The following is a 21,277-nucleotide window of genomic DNA, read 5'->3' as shown; positions in this document are numbered from 1 at the left end:
ACTCAGGCCGACCGGCGGTCCTAGCGGCGGCTCTCGCGCGCCTCCCGGGTGCGCCCCAGTTCGCGCTTCTTGGCCTTCTCCCGGTCGCTGGCCCCGGCCATCTGATCGTAGGGATTCTCCCCCGACCGGAACTCGAAGCGCATGGGGGTGCCGCGCACCTTGAGCACCTTGCGGAAGGTGTTGGTCAGGTAGCGCTTGTAAGCCTCAGGCAATGAGCCGGTCTGGTTGCCGTGAACCACGACGATCGGCGGATTGCTGCCGCCCTGGTGGGCCATGCGCAGCTTGATGCGTCGCCCGTGAACCAGGGGCGGCTGGTGAGCCTCCACGGCATCCTGGAGGATGGTGGTAAGACGGTTGGTGGACCAGTGGGCGTTGGCCGATGCGAAGGCGCGCTCCAGCGACGGATAGAGGTCGCCCACACCGGTGCCGTGCAGCGCCGAGATGAAGTGCAGGTCGGCATAGTCGGCGAAGCCCAGGCGGCGCTTGATCTCGGCGCGCATCGACTCCTTGGCCTCGTGCTCCAGGCCATCCCACTTGTTGACCGCCAGCACCAGGGCGCGCCCGCTGGTCAGCACGTAGTCCAGCAGGTGCAGGTCCTGCTCCACCAGGCCGCTACGGGCATCCAGCACCACGATGGCCACGTGGCACTCCTTGATGGCCTCGAGGGTCTTGATGATCGAGAATTTCTCGGTCACTTCGCGGACGTTCTTGCGGCGCCTGACCCCGGCGGTGTCCACCAGCACGTAGGGCTTGCCGCGTCGTTCGAAGGGAATCTCGATGGCGTCGCGAGTGGTGCCGGCCTCATCGAAGACTATCACTCGCTCCTCGCCGAGCAGACGGTTGACCAGGGTCGACTTGCCCACGTTGGGGCGGCCGATCACGCCGATACGGATGCCCTTGGTGCCGGTATCCGCGGGGATGCTCTCGTCGCGTGCGGGGAAGGGCTCGAGGACCTCCTCGATCAACGCGGTGACGTTGCGACCATGGGCTGCAGCGACGGGCTGCGGGTCGCCCAGCCCGAGTTGCCAGAAGTCGGCCATGGCACTGTGCTCTTCCAGGCCGTCGATCTTGTTGACCACCAGCCAGGTCTTCTTCTGGTTGACCCGCAGGTGGTTGGCGATGGCCTCGTCGGCGACGTTGAGGCCGGCGCGGGCGTCGACCATGAACAGCACGATGTCGGCCTCGTCGATGGCCACCAGCGACTGCTCGGCCATGGCCGCATCGATGCCCTCCTCGTCACCGCTGATGCCGCCGGTATCGATCACGGTGTAGGCCTTGTCGCCGAGCATGCCGTTGCCGTACTTGCGATCGCGGGTCAGCCCCGGGAAGTCCGCCACCAGGGCGTCCCGGGAGCGGGTCAGGCGGTTGAACAGCGTCGATTTGCCGACATTGGGGCGGCCGACCAGGGCGATCACCGGTGACGTCATGGACGAAGCTCCAGTGCCTTCAGGGTGCCGTCGTTGGCCAGTGCATAGATGCGGCGGCGATCGGTGAGGGGGCGCACGCCGATCCCCGAACCGTCGACGCGGTCGCGCCCGACGATCTCGCCCTCGCGGGCATCGATCAGATGCAGGTAGCCCTCCACGTCGCCCACCACCAGATGGTCGGTGGCGAAGGCCGGTGCGGTGAGCGAGCGCCCCTCGAGTGCCTCGTTGCGCCAGATCTCGTTGCCGGACCCGGCATCCACGGCGATGACGTGGCTGGCCTCGTCGACCACGAACAGGAAGTCGCCCACCAGGACCGGGGTGTGGTAGCTGGAAACTTCTCGCGACCACTGCACTTCGCCGGAGCGCGCATCGAGGGCGGCCAGGCGACCGTTGTAGCTGGTCACGAAGAGTCGGCCGTCCTGGGTCAGGACCGGCTGGCCGGCCAGGTCGACCAGGCGATCGATCTCGCTGCGCCCCTGGGGGATGGCGATGCGGCGCTCCCAGAGCGGCTGGCCGCTGCGGTTGTCCAGCGTCACCAGGCGGCCGTTGGCGAAGCCGGCGAAGGTGACCGGGTCGATCACCGTGGGCGTACCGGTGCCGCGCAGGGTCAGCGAGGGGCGCGGGCCAGTGTAGACCCAGCGTTCGTCGCCGCTGGTGCGGTCCAAGGCGATGACACTGCCATCGACGGCCTGGACCACCAGCAACTGCTGGTTGGCCTGGGGTGCCGCCAGCACCTCACTGGTGACTCTCTTACGCCACTGGATCTCGCCGTCTGCCTGGTCGAGAGAGAGCACTTCGCCGTTGCGAGTCGCCATAAAGAGGCTGCCGGCCACGGCCGTCAGGGCACTGGAAATCGGGGTATCGAGCTCGACCTTCCAGCGGGTCTCGCCGCTGTTCGCATCAAGGGCCTCGACAAGACCACGGCCGTCGGCGGCGAAGACGGTGTCACCCTCCTGGGCCGGGGCCACCGGATAGCCGGATTCTCCCAGCCCCTTGCCGATGCGCTCGCGCCACAGCGTCGTCACATCGGTGGTGGCGTTCAGGAATTGCAGCTCACGCTTGGCGTATTCGGGCTCGGTCTTCCCGGCACAGCCGGCCAGCAGGGCCAGGGCGGTGGTCGCCACTATCAGCAGGGTTGGTCTCAGGGTCGGTCTCATAGGGTGGCCTCCTCGACGCCGAGGTCATCCAGCTTGAGCTGGACGCCGTACAGCGGCTGGTCACGTTCATCGGCGAGGGTCAGGGCCTCGCGCCAGGCCTCACGGGCCTGGTCGGCGCGGCCCAGGGCATGTTGGGCATTGCCCCTCACCTCGGCGCGCTGGGCCGCCAGGGCCTCGGGTACGCCCTCCAGGGTGGCCAGGGCCGTCTCGGCGCTGCCCTCGGCAAGCTGCAGGCGGGCCAGGCGTAAGCGAGCCAGGCCCGCGATGTAGTCGCGTTCGCTGCCATCGATCACCGCTTCCAGGGCGGCCTGCGCCTGCCCTCGGTTACCTGTGTCGATGGCCATGCGAGCATCGAGCAGCCGCGCCAGGTCGGCGTAGAGGGTCTTGCCGTGCTCGTCGGTGATCTCGCTGACCAGCTCGGTGGCACGCTGTCGGGCCTGCTCACCCAGTTCGTCCTGGCCGGTGAGGTCAAGTAACTGCTGGTAGCGCATGGAGGCAGCCTCGGCCTTGCCTGCCTGATAGTCCTGCCAGGCGTTCCAGCCGAACACGCCGGCCCCTGCGATGACCACGCCGGCGATCAGCGAGGTACCGTTCTCCTTCCACCAGCGCTTGATGGCCTCAAGCTGTTCTTCCTCGGTTTTCAGCTCCGCCACGGGCGGTCTCCTCTGATACAGATGTCCGTCAGGCGAAGGATTCGCCCTCCAGCAGGGATGTCAGGGTGTCGGTGAGCTCTGCCTGGGAGAGACGCTGTTGCTCGCGTTCCTCGCGCAGGAACTTCAGGGTCACGCTGCCCTCGGCCAACTCGTCCTCGCCGAGCAGCAGGGCCAGGCGAGCGCCGCTGCGGTCGGCCTTCTTCATGCGGCTCTTGAAGCTCCCCCCGCCGCAGTGCACCTGTGCGCGCAGCTCGGGAAGGGTCCCACGCAGGCGCTCGCCGAGGAGCAGGGCAGCGGCGGTCGCCGACTCGCCCATGGGCAGCAGGTAGACGTCGAGCTCACCGCGGGCGTTCTCCGGCATCAGTTCCAGGGTCTCGAGAAGCAGCACCAGCCGCTCGATGCCCATGGCAAAGCCCACCGCCGGCGTCGGCTTGCCGCCGAGCTGCTCCACCAGGCCGTCGTAGCGGCCGCCGGCGCACACCGTGCCCTGGCTGCCCAGTGCCGTGGTCGTCCACTCGAAGACGGTGCGGCCGTAGTAGTCCAGGCCGCGCACCAGCCGTGGGTTGATCACGTAGTCGATGCCGGCGGCATCGAGCATGGCGCAGAGCTGCTCGAAGTGCTCGCGGGAGGCATCGTCAAGGTGGTCCATCAGCCGCGGCGCGGCGTCGAGCATCTCGGCCATGTCGGGATTCTTGGAGTCGAGGATGCGCATGGGGTTGCTGCTCAGGCGCCGACGGGAATCCTCGTCGAGAAGGGCATGATGCTGCTCGAAGTAGGCCACCAGCGTGTCGCGGTAGGCGGCACGTGCCTCGGAGGAGCCCAGGGAGTTGAGCTCCAGGGTGACATGCTCGTACAGGCCCAGGGCTTTCCACAGGCGGGCCGAGAGCAGGATCGTCTCGACATCGATGTCCGGCCCCTCGAGGCCGAAGGCTTCCACGCCGATCTGATGGAACTGGCGGTAGCGGCCCTTCTGGGGGCGCTCGTGGCGGAACATGGGGCCCTGGTACCAGAGGCGCTGGGTCTGGTTGTGCAGCAGGCCGTGCTCCATGGCCGCCCGTACGCAGCTTGCCGTCCCCTCGGGGCGCAGGGTCAGGCTGTCGCCGTTGCGGTCTTCGAAGGTGTACATCTCCTTCTCGACGATGTCGGTGACTTCGCCGATGGAGCGCTTGAACAGCGCGGTCTGCTCGACGATGGGCGTGCGAATCTCGGCATAGCCGTAACGGCCCATGAGATCGCGGACCTTGCCTTCGAAGTATTGCCACAGGGGCGACTGTTCCGGCAGCAGGTCGTTCATGCCGCGGATGGCCTGGATCTTCTTCTTGCTGGGTTCGTTTTGACTGGCTTGGGACTTGCTCAATGCTTGCTCCTTGTCTGCTCGCCGGACGCCGTTCAGAGGGTCAGGCGTCGCGGGCGATGACATCCTGTTCGGCCTGCTGCTTTTCGCGAACCTTGTCGCGGATCAGCCGCTCGAGGTCGTCCACCAGGTGGTCGTTACGCAGCTTGCTCGCCGGCTTGCCGTCGATGTAGACGAGGTTGGCGGGGCTGCCGCCGGTGAGACCGATATCGCTCTCCTTGGCCTCGCCCGGACCGTTGACCACGCAGCCGATCACCGAGACGTCGAGCGGCGTCATCACGTCCTCCAGGCGCTCCTCTAGGGCGTTCATGGTGCCGATGACGTCGAAGTTCTGGCGCGAGCAGCTGGGGCAGGCGATGAAGTTGATGCCCTTGCTGCGCAGGCGCAGGCTCTTGAGCATGTCGTAGCCGACCTTGATCTCCTCGACCGGGTCGGCGGCCAGCGACACGCGGATGGTGTCGCCGATGCCGTCCATCAGCAGCATGCCCAGCCCGATCGACGACTTGACGGTGCCCGAGCGCAGGCCGCCGGCCTCGGTGATACCAAGATGCAGCGGCTGCTCGATGCGCGTGGCCAGGTCACGGTAGGCAGCCACGGCCATGAAGACGTCCGAGGCCTTGACGCTGACCTTGAAGTCGGGGAAGTCGAGGCGGTCCAGGTGGTCGATATGGCGCATGGCCGACTCGACCAGCGCCGCGGGCGTGGGCTCGCCATACTTCTTCTGCAGGTCCTTCTCCAGCGAGCCGGCGTTGACGCCGATGCGGATCGGGATGCCGTTGTCGCGAGCGGCCGAGACCACGGCGCGGACGCGATCTTCCTTGCCGATGTTGCCGGGGTTGATGCGCAGGCAATCAACGCCGAGTTCGGCGACGCGCAGGGCGATCCGATAATCGAAGTGGATATCGGCCACCAGGGGTACTTCGACCTCGCGCTTGATGCGCCCGAAGGCCTCGGCGGCGTCCATGTCGGGCACCGAGACGCGCACGATGTCGGCGCCGGCGGTCTCGAGCTGGCGAATCTGGGCCACGGTAGCAGCCACGTCCAGGGTGTCGGTGTTGGTCATGCTCTGCACCGAGATGGGGGCATCGCCCCCGACCGGCACCTTGCCGACATGGATCTGGCGTGACGTGCGGCGAACGATGGGGGATTGTGCGTGCATGGTGGCGGACTCATTCTCCCAGGGTGAAGCGGGCAACGTTGTTGGCCCCGGCGCGGGCCTGGAGGTCCACGGATTCGCCTTGCCAGACCAGCTCGACACCGGTGGCGTTGCCCACGGTCATGCGGAACGGCGGTTCGCCTTCGACGCTGGCCGTGGTGCCGGGTTCCTGCAGGCCGACGAAGATGCGCTCGTTGTTGGCGTCGAAGATCTCGGTCCAGGATTGCTCGTTGAAGGTCAATTCGAGCAGACGAGGGTCCGGCTCCGGGGCGGACGGCTCTTCCTCGGCGGCGTCCTGCTCGACGGCCGTTTCGGCGAGGTCGGCATCGACTTCATCAGCCGTGGTGGCGGGGCTGGTATCTTCTTGCGGCTCCTCGGCGACGGTGGTCTCCGTGCCCGAGGCGGCCTCGATGTCCGTATCGGGCACGGCGTCGATGTCCTCTTCGGGCAGCGGCGGCAGGCTTTCCGGTTCGGCCTCGGGGGGCGGGCTGGTGGAATCGGGAATGATGCTGGAGCCGTCGAGTCTATCGACGGATACAGGGTCGCTCTGGCCGATGCCAGGCGGCTCGTTCCCGCCGCGGCTCTGCCACCACATCAGTGTCAGTCCGATCAGGCCAGCCAGTACCAGCACGGTCATCAGGCGGAACAGCCAGGTGCCCAGGTGCGAGGGCGGCCGGGTGACCTGTATCGGGGTGACCTTGCGCTGGGCGGCATCCACGCTACCGAAGCGGGTGCGATAGGCCTCCAGCACCGGGGTGTCATCGATACCCAGCAGGTGGGCGTAGGCGCGAAGGTAGCCGCGCCGGTAGGTGGCGATCGGCACCTCCTCGTAGCTGTCCTCTTCCAGGCCACGGATCACCGCCGGACGCAGGTTCAGGGCAGCGGCGACCTCCTCGAGGTCGAGGCCTTGGGTCTCGCGCTCGCGACGCAGCATCTCGCCCGGCGAGGCCTGGTGTGGCGCGGTCTCGGCGGCATCATCGGTGTGAGTGTCGCTCATGGCTGAGCATCCTTGGTCAGAAAACGGTGGTCAGGGTGCGGCACGGGGTCACTCCAGCTGGTCGGCGTAGAAGCTGGCAGTGGCCGAGTCGCCGCGATCCCGGGCAATGTCTCGGGCCAGTCGCAGGGCCTCGGCGCGGGGGCCTGCGAGGCGCATGTAGGTCTCGAGCTGCTGCTCGGCGCGCTCCAGGTTGCCCTGGGCATACTCGAGTTCTGCCAGCAGCAGGTAACTGCGCGAGCGGCGCGGGGTGATCGCCTGGGCGCGGGCCAGGCTTTCGCGGGCGGCCTCGATGTCGCCCATCTCGAGCCGGCACTGGCCGAGGTTGGCGAACAGCTGCCCGCGGTTCTCGTACTGGGTATCGCGAGAGGCCTGCTCGAGCTGCTCGCAAGCCTCTGTGAGGCGGCCACGATCATACAGGAATGCGGCGTAGTTGTTGCGTGCCCGGGTGAACGATGGGTCGGCGTCGACGGCACGCCGGAAGGTCTCGTCGGCCAGCTCGGCCTCGCCCTGGCGCTGGTGGACCATGGCCATGGCCTGCAGGGCCTCGGAATCGTGGGAATCGATCTCCAGCGCACGGTCGAGGGCGTTCATGGCGCGATGCAGGTTATTGCGCTCAAGATAGGCGACGCCGAGGCGGGTATAGGCCTCGGCGGCCTCGTTGCCGTTGCTCCCGGGCAGATTGGTCTGGGTGGCGCAACCGGCCAGCCACAACGAGCCCAGCAGCATGGAGACAGCGGGTATCTGCCTCAGGCCGGTCATGCTCGGGCGACGAATCATGGCATCCTCTCCGGGTGGTACGGAACCGGTCGCCGCGAATGGCTTTCGACATGCGGCCGACGGTAAAAAAGGCTCATCCATCAAAGCGCCGAGGCCGGTCGAAGTCAAGGCGCCCTCCGATCAGTCGGCATCGATCTGGATGGACTGGATATAGCGTTCGTGGCGCTTGGTGCGATCCTTGACACGACCCACCAGCTGGCCGCAGGCGGCATCGATGTCGTCGCCGCGCGTGGTGCGGATCGGTGCCGTGTAGCCCAGCTCATAGAGCCACTGCTGGAAGCGCATCAGCTGGTTGCGCGACGGCTTCTCGTACCCCGAGTGCGGGAAGGGGTTGAAGGGGATCAGGTTGATCTTGCACGGCAGCTCCTCGAGCAGGGTGGCGAGCTGCTCGGCGTGTTCCTGCTGGTCGTTGACGTCCTTGATCACCGTGTACTCGATGGTCACCATCCGCGTGTCGTGGCACTTGGCCAGGTAGCGGTGGCAGGCGTCGAGCAGGGAGCGGATGTTGTACTTGCGGTTGAGCGGCACCAGCTCGTTGCGCAGCTCGTCGTTGGCGGCATGTAGCGAGATGGCCAGGCTCACGTCGAGTTCGTCGCCGAGCTTGTCGATCATCGGCACTACGCCAGAGGTGGAGAGCGTGACGCGGCGCTTGGAGAGGCCGTAGCCGTCGTCGTCGAGCATCAGCTTCATCGCCGGCACGACGCTGTCATAGTTCAGCAGCGGCTCGCCCATGCCCATCATCACCACGTTGGTGACGGGGCGGTTGGCGGTGTCGCGGCGCGGGCCCACGCTACGCTGGGCCACCCATACCTGGCCGATGATTTCAGCGGCGGTGAGGTTGCGCTGGAAGCCCTGCTTGCCGGTGGAGCAGAAGCTGCAGTCCAGCGAGCAGCCGACCTGAGAGGAAACGCACAGGGTGCGGCGCTTGCCATTGTCGGCGGGGATCAGCACCGTCTCCACGTAGCTGCCGTCCTCGACCTCAAGCACCCATTTGCGGGTGCCGTCGCTGGAGCTGCCCTCGTAGACCACGCCCGGGCCGCGGATCTCGGCGACCTCGGCCAGGCGCGAGCGCAGCGCCTTGGAGAGGTTGGTCATGGCCGCGAAGTCATCGCAGCCCTCGATATGGATCCACTTCATTACCTGGGCGGCACGGAACTTCTTCTCGCCGATGGAGAGAAAGAAGGTTTCCATTTCCGCGCGGGACATGCCGAGCAGATTGGTGAGACGGGGAGCAGTGGTGGCGGTCATGGCGGTCAGCGAGTCGTTGGAGCAGGCGGGGGTAGGACTACCCCCGCGGGAGAGGCGTGATCAGCCGCGCGGGCAGATCTCGTCGGCCTCGAAGAAATAGGCGATCTCACGCTCTGCGGATTCCGGAGAGTCGGAGCCATGCACGGCGTTGGCGTCGATGGTCTCGGCGAAGTCGGCACGGATGGTACCCGGCGCCGCTTCCTTGGGGTTGGTGGCGCCCATCAGGTCACGGTTCTTGGCCACGGCATCCTCGCCCTCCAGCACCTGCACGACCACCGGGCCGGAGGTCATGAACCCGACCAGGTCCTTGAAGAAGGGGCGCTCCTTGTGCTCGGCGTAGAAGCCGCCGGCCTTGTCGTCGTCGAGCTTGAGCATCTTGGCGGCGACGACCTGGAGGCCGGCCTTCTCGAAGCGCGCGATGATCTCGCCGATAGCGTTCTTGGCGACGGCGTCGGGCTTGATGATGGACAGGGTGCGCTGATTGGCCATGGGGCATGTCTCCGGTTGCTTTGATGATGTGGCGATGGATGAAGTAGCTATTGATCAAGAGCTATGGATATGATCAAGAGCTATGGATAGCGCCGCGCCGCCCTGGCTCCGCGAAGGAGAGGACGGCGCGGCGAATCGAAAGCTGCGGCCGGCGCTCCGGCATTTAGGCAGCGGGCGCCGGCAGGGCGAGGAGTATAACGCTCCGGGACGGCGTTGAACAATCGTTCAGACGCTGAAGCTCTCGCCACAGCCGCACTCATCCTTGACGTTGGGGTTGTTGAAGCGGAAGAAGCGGTTGAGCCCCTCCGAGACATAGTCGACCTCGCTGCCATCGAGCATCTCCAGGGCCTCTGGGGCGACGAAGACCGTTACGCCGTGTTCCTCGAAGGTCACATCGTCGTTGGCCGCCTCGTCGGCGAAGTCGAGTACGTAGCTGTATCCGGAGCAGCCGCTGGGCTTGACCGAAACCCGCAGGCCAAGGCCGTGGCCTCGCTCGTCGAGCACCCGATGGATCTGCTCGGCGGCGGCAGTGGTGATCGAAAGGTGTGCCATGGTCTCTCTCCTGATCGTGGTAGGGTCAGACCGCCCGGCGACGCAGCCCGTCCAGGGCATGTCGCAGGACATCCAGTGTGCGAGTGATGTCGGCCTCGGTGGTGAAGCGGCCGAAGCTGAAGCGCAATGAGGCCAGTGCCAGTGGGCGTGGCAGGCCGATGCCCTTGAGGACATAGGAGGGCTCGACGCTCGCCGAGTTGCAGGCCGAGCCTGTAGACAGTGCGATGTCGCGCAGCGCCATCAGCAGCGATTCGCCTTCCACCCCCGTAAAGGCCAGGTTGAGGATGTTAGGGACCGCTACCTCGACCGCGGTGTTGCGGTGGATGCCTTCAAGATCCTTAAGGCCATCGAGAAGGCGGTTGCGCAACGCGGTGATGCGCGCCTGGTCGGCTTCCCCCTCGGTTGCGGCGATGGCGAAGGCCTCGCCCATTCCGGCGATCTGGTGGGTGGGCAGGGTCCCGGAACGCATGCCGCGCTCATGGCCGCCGCCGTGGATCAGTGCTTCCAGCCGGAGGTCGGGGCTGCGCCGCACGTAGAGGGCGCCGATGCCCTTGGGGCCATAGGCCTTGTGGCCTGATAGCGACATCAGGTCGATGCCGAACCGGCCGACGTCCAGCCGGATGCGGCCCACTGCCTGGGCGGCATCCACGTGGAAGGCTGCACCGAAGGCGTGTGCCACCTCGGCCAGTGCCGTCAGGTCGTGGATGACGCCCAGCTCGTTGTTCACGGCCATCAGTGAGACCAGCACGGTGTCGTCGCGCATGGCCTCGCGCAGCTGTTCGGGCGTGACTCGTCCGTCGCGGCCCGGCGTCAGCCAGGTCACCTCGAAGCCCTCGTCCTCCAGCGCCTTGGCGGTGTCGACCACCGCCTTGTGCTCGATGAGGGAGGTCACCAGATGGCGGCCGTGGGTGCGATTGGCCCGCATGAAGCCGGTCAGCGCCAGGTTGTCGGCCTCGGTGGCGCCGCTGGTCCAGACAATCTCGCGGGGGTCGGCAGCGATCAGGTCGGCGACCTGACGGCGGGCACTCTCCACGGCCTGTTCCGCCTGCCAGCCGAGCATGTGGCTACGCGAGGCGGGGTTGGCGAAGATGCCGTCGAGAGTCAGGTACTGGCTCATGACCTCCGCGACCCGTGGGTCGACCGGGGTGGTGGCGGCATAATCGAGGTAAACGGGTGCGCTCATGGGCTCGCTGTTCTGCTGTGGAATCGGGGCTGTGGGAAGTGGTGCCAGTGACGGCCACTCAGGTGCTGGAGGCCAGAATGCCATCATCCCACCGGCCACGCTGGCGGCTGGCAATGGCCTGGATCTCCCCGCGTCCGGCCAGCTGGGCCAGGGTGACCTCCTGGAGGAAGTCGTGGATGTGCTCGGAGAGTTCGCACCACAGATGATGGGTCAGGCAGGTGTCGCCCTGCTGGCAATCCGAGAGGCCGCCACAGCGCGTGGTGTCCACGGATTCGTTCACCGCTTCGATGACCTGGGCCACGGTGATGCCCTCCGCTGTATGGGCAAGCAGGTAACCGCCGCCCGGGCCACGCACGCTGTCTACTAGCCGGGCACGCCGTAATCTCGCGAACAGCTGCTCCAGGTAGGAGAGCGAAATCTCCTGACGCTTCGAGATGTCGGCGAGGCTGATGGGGCCGGTGTCGGCATTCATGGCCAGGTCGAGCATGGCGGTGACGGCGTAGCGTCCCTTGGTGGTCAGGCGCATGAGGAACTCACCTCGGCACCGACACTCGGGTCGGCAGTCAATGAACGTGATCAGCCATTATGGTAAAGACCGAGTATCGCGGTCAACCATTGCGCCGGCGAGGGGGAGTGGCAGATTCCTGGTCGCCCGTTGGTGTGTCGTCCACGCTTCGCTCATCCTGCTCTTCCCGGGGTGGGCAGCCGCTGTCCACGTCGTCGAGAATGTCGGCGAAGTCTTCATCGCGCAGCTCCGGCAGGCGGCCGTCACGGTAGCTGGCGTCGACCTTGCGCAGGGTCGTGCACATGCGCTCGATCCGCTCGTCCACGGCGTGCATGTGATCGAGCATCGCCTGGATGGAGCGGGCCACGGGGTCGGGCATGTCCTGGCTGACGCCGTAGGCATCGAAGCCGAACTTGCGGCGCATCGCCTCGCGACGCGCAGGATCCACTTCCAGCTCCTCGGCATGGTCCGGTTCGACGCGCTGCACGACCTTGCCGGGGATGCCGACCACGGTGGCGCCAGCAGGCACTTCCTTGGTGACCACGGCGTTGGAGCCGATCTTGGCGCCGGCGCCTACGCTGAAGGGGCCGAGGATCTTGGCGCCGGCACCGATGATCACGCCGTTCTCCAGGGTCGGGTGGCGCTTGCCCTGGTTCCAGCTGGTTCCGCCCAGGGTCACACCCTGATAGAGGGTGACGTCGTCGCCGACCTCGGCCGTCTCGCCGATCACCACGCCCATGCCGTGATCGATGAAGAATCGTCGGCCGATGGTCGCCCCGGGATGGATCTCGATGCCGGTCAGCCAGCGCGAAAAACTGGAAAGGGTGCGCGCCAGCCACTTGAGGTTCTTCCGCCACAGCCAGTGGCCGCAGCGATGGAGGAGCAGGGCATGCAGGCCCGGGTAGTTGGTCAGCACTTCCAGAAAATTACGTGCCGCCGGGTCGCGGGCGAATACGCTGTTGATGTCTTCGCGCAGACGTTCAAGCATGCAGCGGTCCTTGGGTGACAGGGCGATAGTGAGAGGTCTTTATATTGAGGGCGCGGTGAGCCGGCTTCAAGCCGCGTCTGTTCTAGTCGCGGCGTTCGGCCTGCTGCTCGGTGGCGGTGAGGATGCCGCGCAGGATGTTGAGCTCGATGCGCTCGGGGCGGGCTCGCAGGGTGAAGCGACGCAGCCGGGCCATCAGCTGCCTCGGGGTAGCCGGGTCGTGGAAACCGATGGTGACCAGGGTGCGCTCCAGGTGCTCGAAGTAGTGCTCGAGCTCCTGGTGGGTGGCCAGCGGTTGGGACGGTGCCGCCTCGGCTTCCCCTGGCGATTGCGGTTCTACAAGCCAGGCCTGTCGGCATTCATAGGCCAGCACCTGCACCGCGGCAGCCAGGTTCAGGGAGCTGAAGTCGGGGTTGGTGGGGATATGCACATGGGCATGGCAGCGCTGCAGCTCTGCGTTGGAAAGGCCGCTGTCCTCGCGGCCGAAGACCAGGGCGACACGCGCCTCGGAGCTGGCTAGCTCCGTCGGGAGCCGATCAGCCAGTGCCCGGGGGGTGATCATCGGCCAGGGCAGGGTACGTGAGCGGGCGCTGGCCCCGACCACCAGGGTGCAGTCGGTCACCGCCTGCTCCAGGGCCTCCACCGTTTGGGCGCCATGGACGATGTGATCGGCCCCCGAGGCGCGGGACACGGTGTCAGTAGTGAGCGGCTCGCAGCGCGGCGCCACCAGCGCGAGGTCGGAGAGGCCCATGTTGTGCATGGCGCGGGCGGTGCCGCCGATGTTGCCGGGGTGGCTGGTGCCGATCAGGATGATGCGAATGCGCTCGAGCATGGTGGGGCCTGTAGATACTGGGTAGAGGCGAAAGCGCTCGATTCTATCACGCCGGCCGAGTGCGTCGAATGGCGTGCTCCGCGCGCTTCTGCTAGGATGCGCGCCGACCCGTTCTTTAACACCACCGACTCCCCAAGGTCCGATCATGCATCCGATGGTCCAATTCGCGCTGCGTGCTGCACGTAGCGCCGGCGAACAGTTCCTGCGTATTCGCGAGCGAATCGAGAACTCTCATCAGGAGCACAACCTCGATCGTCTGCTCGAGGATGCCGCCCGCAATGCCGAGACGCTGATCGTTCGTCAGCTCTCCCGGGGCTATCCCCAACATGGCGTCCAGGGGCGCTTCACGCCTCACAGCGCTGGCGAGGGCGAGGGTGCCGACACGCTGTGGAGGATTGAACCCATCCATGGGTACTCCAACCTCAGTGTGGCTTCTCCGGGCTTCGCGCTGTCGGTGGTTTGTCTCGTCAAGGGCCGTCCGGAGCATGCGGTGGTGATCTGCCCCTTCAGCGATGACGAATACCTGGCCAGTCGTGGGCGCGGAGCCCAGCTCAACGGCAAGCGCCTGCGCGTGTCGAAGAATACCGCCGTAGCCGGTACCCGCATCGCCATGAGCCTTCCCGAGACTGGACTGCGCTCGCGCCTTCTCCCCTCCTACTTGACGCTGGTGCAGCAGCTTGGCCCGGAGATTGAGCTGCAGCGTGCCTCGGGCAGCGGCCTGCTCGACATCGCCGAGCTGGCGGCGGGGCGTGCAGACGCCGCTTTCGTGCTGGGCCTGGAGGAGCAGGACCTGCACGTTGGCTCGCTGCTGCTCAAGGAGAGTGGCGCCTTGATGGGCACGCCCGACGGCCAACCCAGTGTCGAGATCGATGGGCGCCTGATGGCCGCCGGGCCGCGCCTCTACAAGGCGCTCGTGCAGCAGCTCAAGCCGCATTTCTAAAGCCGTAAGCTTTTAGCCTGAAGCTGTAAGAAAAAATTCCGCCCCCGCAGTCTGACTGCGGGGGCGGATTCGGTTCAGGCTCTGTACTTCCAGCTTCCAGCTTCCAGCTTCCAGCTTCCAGCTTCCAGCTTCAGGGCAGCTCTTCTTCCTCGGGATCTTCCTTCTTCGCCGGGATGAGGTCCTCGCGATCCAGCTTCACCGCCAGCAGCAGGGCTGCAGCCACGTAGATGGACGAGAAAGTACCGACCACCACACCGGCGATCAGCGCGATGGAGAAGAAGTGGATCATGTCGCCGCCCAGGAAGAAGAGCGCGAAGAGCACCAGCAGGGTCGTGCCGGAGGTCGCGAGGGTACGCGACAGGGTCATGTTGATCGCTTCGTTGAAGATCGTCGGCATGTCATCGATACGTGACTTGCGGATGGTCTCGCGGATGCGGTCGTAGACCACGATGGTGTCGTTGAGCGAGTAGCCGATCACTGCCAGCAGGGCGGCGAGTACGGTGAGGTCGAACTCGAACTGGAACAGCGAGAAGATGCCGACGACGATGATCACGTCGTGCAGCAGCGCCAGCAGGGCGCCGATGGCGAACTTGTACTGGAAGCGGGCGGCCACGTAGAGCATCACGATGCCCAGTGCCACCAGCAGGCCCATGCCGCTCTGATCGCGCAGCTGGTCACCCACCTGGGCGCCGACGAACTCGGCACGCACCAGCTCCACTTCGTCGCCGGCGTTGCGCAGTAGATTTACTACCTGTTCGCCGACATCGGGGTCGAAGGCCTGCTGCAGGCGAATCAGTACCTCGGTGGAGGCGCCGAAGGTCTGCACCGAGACGTCTCGGAAGTCGGCATTCTCGAGGAGCTGGCGAACGGCCTCCAGCGATGGCGCTACCGCGTAACGGACCTCCACCAGTGTGCCACCGGTGAAGTCCAGCCCCAGGTTGAGCCCCTGGAACAGCAGCGCGGCGATCGACACCAGCAGGAGCAGGCCCGAGATCGCGAAGGCGATCCCGCGCTTGCCCATGAAGTCGATCTGTCGATTGACGAGGGATTTCATTGCCACCTCTTATATCCAGAGCTTCTTGACCGGCTTGCCGCCGTAGGTCAGGTTGACCATCGCCCGCGTCACCATCAGGGCGGTGAACAGCGAGGTGATGATCCCCAGCGAGAGGGTCACGGCGAAGCCCTTGACCGGTCCGGTGCCGATGGAGAACAGGATCACTGCCACCAGCAGGGTGGTGATGTTGGCATCGATGATCGAGGTGAAGGCGCGCTCGTAGCCGGCCGTGATGGCCTGCTGTACCGAGAGTCCGGTGCGCAGCTCCTCGCGTATGCGCTCGAAGATCAGCACGTTGGCGTCCACCGCCATGCCCAGCGTCAGCACGATGCCGGCGATGCCGGGCAGGGTCAGGGTGGCGCCGAGCAGCGACATGGCCGCCACCAGCAGGGTCAGGTTAAGCGCCAGGGCGACGTTGGCGAAGACGCCGAACACCTTGTAGCGCACCAGCATGAACAGCACCACCAGCAGCAGACCGATCTGCACCGACATCACGCCGCGCTCGATGTTCTCGGCGCCCAGGCTTGGCCCGATGGTTCGCTCCTGCACGAAGTAGATGGGCGCGGCCAGCGAGCCGGAGCGCAGCAGCAAGGCGAGTTCAGCGGCCTCGGTGGGTGAGTCGAGCCCGGTGATGCGGAAACTGTTGCCCAGCGCGCTCTGGATGGTCGCCAGGCTGATGATTCCACGCTCGGTGTAGGGGTCTCGTTTGACGACCTCTTCGCCGTCCACCGTCACGGTGGTCTCGCGGGTCTTGTGCTCGATGTACAGCACCGCCATGTTGCGGCCGATGTTGGTGCGGGTGGCGCGGTTCATCAGGGTGCCACCGGTGCCGTCCAGGTCGATATTGACCTGGGGGCGGCCGTTCTCGTCGAAGCTGTGGTTGGCATTCGAGACGCTGTCACCAGTGATGATCACATCGCGCATCAGCTCGGCGCTGCGCGACTCCTGATTGCGGAACGGGAAGGATTCGGTCTCGTTGTCCGGCGTATCGGGGCGCGCCTCGAGACGGAACTCGAGGTTGGCGGTGGCGCCCACGATACGCTTGGCGGCGGTCGGTGTCCTGCACGCCGGGCAGCTCGACCACGATGCGATCTGGCCCCTGGCGCTGCACCAGCGGCTCGGCCACGCCCAGCTCGTTGACCCGGTTGCGCAGGGTGGTGAGGTTCTGGTTGATGGCGTAGTCCTGGAGCTCCTGAACGGCCCGCTCGCTCATGGTCATGACCAGGCGGGCGCCACGGTCGTCGCCTTCGCTCTGGTAGTCGAAGTCGGGAAACTCGCGGGCGATCAGGCTGCGCGCTTCGTCGCGGTCTTCGGCATTGGCGAACGCCATGGAGACGGTGCGGTCCTCGATCTCGGTATCGCGATAGCGGATCCGTTCGCCGCGCAGCTGCTCGCGCATGGCGCTGGCGTTGACTTCCAGGCGCTGTTCGAGGGCGGCGTCCATGTCGACTTCCAGCAGGAAGTGCACCCCGCCGCGTAGATCGAGGCCCAGTGTCATGGGCGAGGCGGAGAGCGACTGCAGCCAGCCGGGCGTGGACTCGGCCAGGTTCAGCGCCACCACATAGTCATTGTCCAGCATCTCGCTGATGCGTTCGCGGGCAGCGAGCTGGTCTTCGGAGTTGTTCAGGCGCAGTAGTGTGCTGGTCTCGCTGCGCTCGACGGCCTCTACCTCGATGCCAGCATCGCTCAGCGTAGCGCGAATGCGCTCGAGTTGGCGTGCGTCGATGGTGGCATTGCCACGCTCGCTACTGATCTGGATTGCCGGATCTTGTGGAAAGAGGTTGGGCAGCGAGTAGACCAGGCCAGCGAGGAGAACGACGAGTATCAGCAGATACTTCCACAGGGGGTAACGGTTGAGCATGGGGGCCCTGCCCTCAGGTTGCGGACGTTGGAGGCTGATCAGGCGACCGGTGAGGGCAAGAGCCGGTCGCGCGGCTCCTGCTGCAGCGGCCGCAGGACGGCCTACGCCGCAGCCCGGAAGGGGCCGCGGCGGAGGCGGGAAGACGCCCGGGTCAGATGGACTTGAGCGTGCCCTTGGGAAGTACGGCGGCCACGGCATTTTTCTGCACGTTGACCTCGGTGCCTTCCGCGATCTCCATGCTCAGGAACTCGCTGTCGTCGCTCACCTTGGTGATGCGGCCCAGCATGCCCCCGCCGATGACGATCTCGTCACCCTTGGCGAGGTTGCCGATCAACTGCTTGTGCTGCTTGGCGCGTTTGGCCTGGGGGCGCCACAGCAGGAAATAGAAGATGGCCACGAAGCCGACCAGCATGACGATCTGGGCGATGCCGCCACCGGCGGCGCCGGCGTCCTGGGCCATGGCCGGGGAAATGAAGAAGTCCAGCATGTATGACGATCTCCTGAGTGATGAAAGCAGTATGTTCTACGGCCGGCCTTGCGGGCCGGCCGTGGGTCAATTCGGTGCGGGAGGAACCGGCAGGCCGCGCTGCGCATAGAAGCCTTCCACGAAGTTCGCCAATGTACCCGCTTCGATGGCACCGCGCAAACCGGCCATCAGGCGCTGGTAGTGGCGCAGGTTGTGAATGGTATTGAGCATGGAACCGAGCATCTCACCGCAGCGATCGAGATGGTGCAGGTAGGCACGTGAGAAGTGCCCACAGGTGTAGCAGTCACAGCCCTCCTCGAGCGGCCGGGTGTCGAAGCGGTGCTTGGCATTGCGGATCTTGACGGTTCCCTCGGCGGTGAAAAGGTGCCCGTTGCGGCCGTTACGGGTAGGCATCACGCAGTCGAACATATCGATCCCGCGGCGCACGCCTTCCACCAGGTCTTCGGGCTTGCCCACGCCCATCAGGTAGCGCGGGGTATCGTCGGGCATCCAGCCCGGGAGATAGTCGAGGACCTCGAGCATCTCGTGCTTCGGCTCGCCCACCGAGAGGCCGCCGATGGCCAGGCCGTCGAATCCGATCTCGAGCAGACCCTCGAGGGAGCGTTCGCGGAGCCCGGAGTGCATGCCGCCCTGGATGATGCCGAACAGCGCCGCGGAAGAGTCGCCATGGGCATCCCTTGAGCGCTTCGCCCAGCGCAGCGAGCGCTGCATGGAGAGTTCGGCTTCCTTCTCGGTGGCGGGGTAGGGGGTGCACTCGTCGAAGATCATTACCACGTCGGAGCCCAGCGAGCGTTGCACTGCCATGGACTCCTCGGGACCCATGAACACCTTGGCGCCATCCACCGGCGAGCGGAAGTGCACCCCCTGCTCGGTGATCTTGCGCATGGCGCCCAGCGAGAAGACCTGGAAGCCGCCGGAATCGGTGAGGATTGGCCTGTCCCACTGGGCGAAGTCGTGAAGGTCGCCGTGGGCCTCGATGACCTCGGTGCCGGGGCGCAGCCAGAGATGGAAGGTGTTGCCGAGGATGATCTCGGCGCCAATCTCCGCCACCGACTGAGGTGTCATGCCCTTGACGGTGCCGTAGGTGCCCACCGGCATGAAGGCCGGGGTCTCGACGGTGCCGCGGGGAAAGGTCAGTCGACCGCGTCGCGCCCGGCCGTCACTGGCCAGGCGCTCGAATGTCATGAAGCTATCTTTACGCATGGGGGCTCTCGTTGCGCATCGGGGCTGCCTTGGGGGAGTCGGCGAATCGGGGTTCGCGGGTCAGGGCTTGCGTGTCACGAACATGGCATCGCCGTAGCTAAAGAAGGCGTAGCGCTCGGCCACGGCCTCACGGTAGGCCCCCAGGGTCGTATCGAATCCGGCAAATGAGGAAACCAGCATTAGCAGCGTCGACTCCGGCAGGTGGAAGTTGGTGATCAGGGCATCGACGCAGCGCCACTCATAGCCCGGGTAGATGAAGATGTCGGTTTCGCCGCTGTAGGGCGCGATCTGGCCATCGGTACTCTTCAGGCAGGCGCTTTCTCTAGCCGCACTTTCCAGGCAGCGCACGCTGGTGGTGCCCACGGCCACGATGCGGTTGCCCCGGGCTCGGGCGTCACGCACCTGCGCGCAGGCGGCCTCGCTGACCTCGATCCACTCGCTGTGCATATGGTGCTCGCGGATATCGTCGGCGCGTACCGGCTGGAAGGTGCCGGCCCCCACGTGCAGGGTGACGTAGGCACTTTCGACCCCCCTGGCGGCCAGGGCCTCGAGCAGCGGCTCGTCGAAGTGCAGCCCGGCGGTGGGTGCGGCCACCGCCCCGTCGCGGCGCGCGTAGACGGTCTGGTAGCGCTCGCGGTCGGCCAGCTCGTCCTCGCGTGTAATGTAGGGCGGCAGCGGCATGTGTCCGTGCTGCTCAAGCAGCGCGATCAACGGTGTCTCGCCCAGGAAGCGCAGCTCGAATAGGGCATCGCGGCGCCCCTCCACCACGGCGCGGATGCCGCCCTCGAATTCGATCTCGGTACCGGGCTTCGGCGACTTGCTGCTGCGCAGGTGAGCTAGGCCACGATGGGCGTCCAGGGGGCGTTCGAGCAGCATTTCCACCTTGCCGCCGCTAGCCTTGTGGCCGTGCAGGCGGGCGGGAATCACCCGTGTGTCGTTGAACACCAGCAAATCGCCGGGCTCGAGCAGCTCGAGCAGATCAGTGAAGCGGCGATGGGCCAGCTCGCCGCTCGCGCCATCGACGCACAGCAGGCGACAGTCGCTGCGCTGCTCGGAGGGGTAGCGGGCAATCAGCTCCTCAGGGAGCTCGTAGTGGAAGTCGGCGCGCTGCATGGTAAGTTTCGGGTCCGGCTCAGGGCGTATCGGGCGACTCTCGACGAGCCGTGAAAAGCCCGACAGGATACCGTTTCGAGGCAGGGAAGTCAGCCGACCGATTGACCTTCACCGGTGCCCACGTATAATGCCCTCGCGTTGCCGGCGTGGCGGAATTGGTAGACGCAGCGGATTCAAAATCCGCCGGGTGCAAGCCCTTGTCGGTTCGAGTCCGACCGCCGGTACCAGTGTGAATTCGATTTGAAACAGCCGCTCATGAGCGGCTGTTTGCGTTTCTGCCGTTTTCTTCCGCCTCACTCGTCGTCATTGCCCCCCAGGCTGTGACTTTCTCGTGTGCCGGGTCGCCTGCTCGATCGGCGCAGGTCTCCTCAAAGCCGGCATCGATCACGCGATGGAGTCTGCATCGAGCCGGTTCAGGACCACTTTGCCAGCCGCCAGCGCCTCGCCGGCCGCGTCGTTCAGATCAGGTTGACGATCACCAGCGCCAGGGTGCCGCCGGTCAGGGCGTAACCCAGCAAGGCCATCAGGCCGTCGTTGGCGAGCAGTGCCAGGGCGAAGAGAGTAAGGGCCAGGCCGGCGCCATTGGCGGTGAAGGGCACGACCTCCATGGGGGGCATGGCCAGGGCGATCAGCAGGCAGGTCAGGGCCACGGGGAGGTGGGCCGGTGGCCGTGTGAGCCAAACGAGGCGCCTTTTGAGCAGACGGTCGACCCAGCGGGCCGGGCGCTCCATCCAGCGTGTGGCTTTTGCGAAACGCTGCCGTGAGACCCGTCGTTCCAGCAGCCAGGCCGGTAGCCAGATATGCTTCCGGCCAACCAGTAGCTGGATGGAGGAGAGCACTACCAGCAGAGCCATCAGGGTGGGCACGCCGGGAATGTCGCCGACTAGCGGGGCCAGGGTGATCAGCCCGGCGATCAGCAGGAAGGGCGCGAAAGAGCGACGCCCCACGCTGTCGAGGATGGCGCCGAGGCTGACGCTTTCGCTGGTCGTTCACCGGCCTGCTGGACCCTGTCCAGTAGGCCGGTCAGGGGGCGCCTGCTCCGGGGTCTCGCTGGTGTCACCGGCCATGCCGCCTCCCGGTCCAGAGGAGCAGGGCGCCGAGCAGCAGCAGTGCCGGCCCTACGAAGGCAACCGGACTCGAGGCCCACCAGCCGATGATGGGCAGCAGGGCGCCGATGATCAGCAGGGCAATGGCGAAGGTTCGGACCGTCATGAGCAACGTCTCTGTCGAGGTGGGCCAACATTGTAGCGTCGCGGCCGAGGGCCCTGCAGCCCCCAGGGCTGTTGCCTTGCCCCGGTATGGCG

General features: G+C 66.1%; 21 protein-coding genes, 1 tRNA gene and 1 pseudogene. 2 read left to right on the top strand and 21 right to left on the bottom strand.

Annotation, left to right across the window (positions count from 1 at the left end):
- Nucleotides 1–20: 20 nt before the first annotated feature.
- The 14 genes from der to U5L98_RS01515 form a co-directional block, all read right to left on the bottom strand.
- The gene (gene der, locus U5L98_RS01580; RefSeq protein ID WP_322556592.1) at nucleotides 21–1,427 is read right to left on the bottom strand and encodes a ribosome biogenesis GTPase Der; all 1,407 of its coding nucleotides are present in this window, start codon (nucleotides 1,425–1,427) and stop codon (nucleotides 21–23) included.
- A complete protein-coding gene (bamB, locus tag U5L98_RS01575; RefSeq protein WP_322556591.1) occupies nucleotides 1,424–2,584 on the bottom strand; it encodes an outer membrane protein assembly factor BamB in 1,161 nt (386 codons plus the stop codon). Before bamB ends, der begins: the two co-directional genes overlap by 4 nt.
- On the bottom strand, nucleotides 2,581–3,237 hold the full coding sequence (locus U5L98_RS01570) for a tetratricopeptide repeat protein (RefSeq protein ID WP_322556590.1): 657 nt from the start codon (nucleotides 3,235–3,237) through the stop codon (nucleotides 2,581–2,583). The genes bamB and U5L98_RS01570 overlap by 4 nt, the downstream gene beginning before the upstream one ends.
- A 28-nt stretch (nucleotides 3,238–3,265) precedes the next feature.
- Complete coding sequence (gene hisS / locus U5L98_RS01565; RefSeq protein WP_322556589.1) at nucleotides 3,266–4,594, bottom strand: histidine--tRNA ligase; 1,329 nt, start codon at nucleotides 4,592–4,594, stop codon at nucleotides 3,266–3,268.
- 40 nt (nucleotides 4,595–4,634) lie between these two features.
- Nucleotides 4,635–5,750: a flavodoxin-dependent (E)-4-hydroxy-3-methylbut-2-enyl-diphosphate synthase gene (gene ispG / locus U5L98_RS01560; RefSeq protein WP_322556588.1), complete on the bottom strand. Its 1,116-nt coding sequence runs from the start codon at nucleotides 5,748–5,750 to the stop codon at nucleotides 4,635–4,637.
- A 10-nt stretch (nucleotides 5,751–5,760) separates the two neighbouring features.
- Nucleotides 5,761–6,744 carry a RodZ domain-containing protein gene (locus U5L98_RS01555; protein WP_322556587.1) on the bottom strand — a complete coding sequence of 328 codons (984 nt, stop codon included), beginning with the start codon at nucleotides 6,742–6,744 and terminating at the stop codon, nucleotides 5,761–5,763.
- A 48-nt stretch (nucleotides 6,745–6,792) separates the two neighbouring features.
- The gene (gene pilW, locus U5L98_RS01550; RefSeq protein WP_322556586.1) at nucleotides 6,793–7,521 is read right to left on the bottom strand and encodes a type IV pilus biogenesis/stability protein PilW; all 729 of its coding nucleotides are present in this window, start codon (nucleotides 7,519–7,521) and stop codon (nucleotides 6,793–6,795) included.
- Nucleotides 7,522–7,641: 120 nt separating this feature from the next.
- Nucleotides 7,642–8,769, bottom strand: a complete 1,128-nt coding sequence (gene rlmN / locus U5L98_RS01545) for a 23S rRNA (adenine(2503)-C(2))-methyltransferase RlmN (RefSeq protein WP_322556585.1) — start codon at nucleotides 8,767–8,769, stop codon at nucleotides 7,642–7,644.
- A gap of 60 nt (nucleotides 8,770–8,829) precedes the next feature.
- Nucleotides 8,830–9,258 carry a nucleoside-diphosphate kinase gene (ndk, locus tag U5L98_RS01540; protein ID WP_322556584.1) on the bottom strand — a complete coding sequence of 143 codons (429 nt, stop codon included), beginning with the start codon at nucleotides 9,256–9,258 and terminating at the stop codon, nucleotides 8,830–8,832.
- Nucleotides 9,259–9,483: 225 nt separating this feature from the next.
- Nucleotides 9,484–9,810: a HesB/IscA family protein gene (locus U5L98_RS01535; RefSeq protein ID WP_040184132.1), complete on the bottom strand. Its 327-nt coding sequence runs from the start codon at nucleotides 9,808–9,810 to the stop codon at nucleotides 9,484–9,486.
- 25 nt (nucleotides 9,811–9,835) lie between these two features.
- Nucleotides 9,836–10,993: an IscS subfamily cysteine desulfurase gene (locus U5L98_RS01530; protein WP_322556583.1), complete on the bottom strand. Its 1,158-nt coding sequence runs from the start codon at nucleotides 10,991–10,993 to the stop codon at nucleotides 9,836–9,838.
- 58 nt (nucleotides 10,994–11,051) lie between these two features.
- Complete coding sequence (gene iscR / locus U5L98_RS01525; RefSeq protein WP_322556582.1) at nucleotides 11,052–11,519, bottom strand: Fe-S cluster assembly transcriptional regulator IscR; 468 nt, start codon at nucleotides 11,517–11,519, stop codon at nucleotides 11,052–11,054.
- A gap of 82 nt (nucleotides 11,520–11,601) precedes the next feature.
- Nucleotides 11,602–12,486 carry a serine O-acetyltransferase gene (cysE, locus tag U5L98_RS01520; RefSeq protein WP_322556581.1) on the bottom strand — a complete coding sequence of 295 codons (885 nt, stop codon included), beginning with the start codon at nucleotides 12,484–12,486 and terminating at the stop codon, nucleotides 11,602–11,604.
- Nucleotides 12,487–12,568: 82 nt separating this feature from the next.
- Entirely contained in the window at nucleotides 12,569–13,315 is a 747-nt protein-coding gene (locus tag U5L98_RS01515) for an RNA methyltransferase (RefSeq protein ID WP_322556580.1), read from the bottom strand.
- Between the two features lie 145 nt (nucleotides 13,316–13,460).
- Between U5L98_RS01515 and U5L98_RS01510 the strand changes: the two genes are divergently transcribed.
- A complete protein-coding gene (locus tag U5L98_RS01510; RefSeq protein WP_322556579.1) occupies nucleotides 13,461–14,255 on the top strand; it encodes an inositol monophosphatase family protein in 795 nt (264 codons plus the stop codon).
- Between the two features lie 130 nt (nucleotides 14,256–14,385).
- On the opposite strand, the gene secF is transcribed toward U5L98_RS01510, so the two are convergent.
- The 5 genes and pseudogenes from secF to queA all read right to left on the bottom strand — a co-directional run bounded on the left by secF (nucleotide 14,386) and on the right by queA (nucleotide 19,973).
- A complete protein-coding gene (gene secF, locus U5L98_RS01505; protein ID WP_322556578.1) occupies nucleotides 14,386–15,309 on the bottom strand; it encodes a protein translocase subunit SecF in 924 nt (307 codons plus the stop codon).
- A gap of 9 nt (nucleotides 15,310–15,318) precedes the next feature.
- Nucleotides 15,319–17,170, bottom strand: a pseudogene (secD, locus tag U5L98_RS01500) (protein translocase subunit SecD).
- A gap of 151 nt (nucleotides 17,171–17,321) precedes the next feature.
- Entirely contained in the window at nucleotides 17,322–17,657 is a 336-nt protein-coding gene (gene yajC / locus U5L98_RS01495) for a preprotein translocase subunit YajC (protein WP_318726860.1), read from the bottom strand.
- Nucleotides 17,658–17,723: 66 nt separating this feature from the next.
- Nucleotides 17,724–18,842, bottom strand: coding sequence for a tRNA guanosine(34) transglycosylase Tgt (gene tgt, locus U5L98_RS01490; RefSeq protein WP_322556671.1), 1,119 nt, complete (start codon nucleotides 18,840–18,842; stop codon nucleotides 17,724–17,726).
- Nucleotides 18,843–18,920: 78 nt separating this feature from the next.
- Nucleotides 18,921–19,973, bottom strand: a complete 1,053-nt coding sequence (gene queA / locus U5L98_RS01485) for a tRNA preQ1(34) S-adenosylmethionine ribosyltransferase-isomerase QueA (RefSeq protein WP_322556577.1) — start codon at nucleotides 19,971–19,973, stop codon at nucleotides 18,921–18,923.
- Between the two features lie 140 nt (nucleotides 19,974–20,113).
- Between queA and U5L98_RS01480 the strand changes: the two genes are divergently transcribed.
- Nucleotides 20,114–20,200, top strand: a tRNA-Leu gene (locus U5L98_RS01480).
- Between the two features lie 231 nt (nucleotides 20,201–20,431).
- Here the strand turns inward: U5L98_RS01480 and U5L98_RS01475 are convergent.
- Together U5L98_RS01475 and U5L98_RS01470 are read right to left on the bottom strand one after the other, a co-directional pair.
- Nucleotides 20,432–20,920: an exopolysaccharide biosynthesis protein gene (locus U5L98_RS01475; RefSeq protein WP_322556576.1), complete on the bottom strand. Its 489-nt coding sequence runs from the start codon at nucleotides 20,918–20,920 to the stop codon at nucleotides 20,432–20,434.
- 109 nt (nucleotides 20,921–21,029) lie between these two features.
- Entirely contained in the window at nucleotides 21,030–21,185 is a 156-nt protein-coding gene (locus tag U5L98_RS01470; protein WP_322556575.1) for a hypothetical protein, read from the bottom strand.
- Nucleotides 21,186–21,277: the final 92 nt, after the last annotated feature.

The organism is Halomonas sp. (assembly GCF_034520545.1).
In the GTDB taxonomy this organism is placed as follows: Bacteria; Pseudomonadota; Gammaproteobacteria; order Pseudomonadales; family Halomonadaceae; genus Halomonas.
Note: the sequence above shows the minus strand (reverse complement) of the source record. Positions and strands in the feature narration are given on the sequence as shown.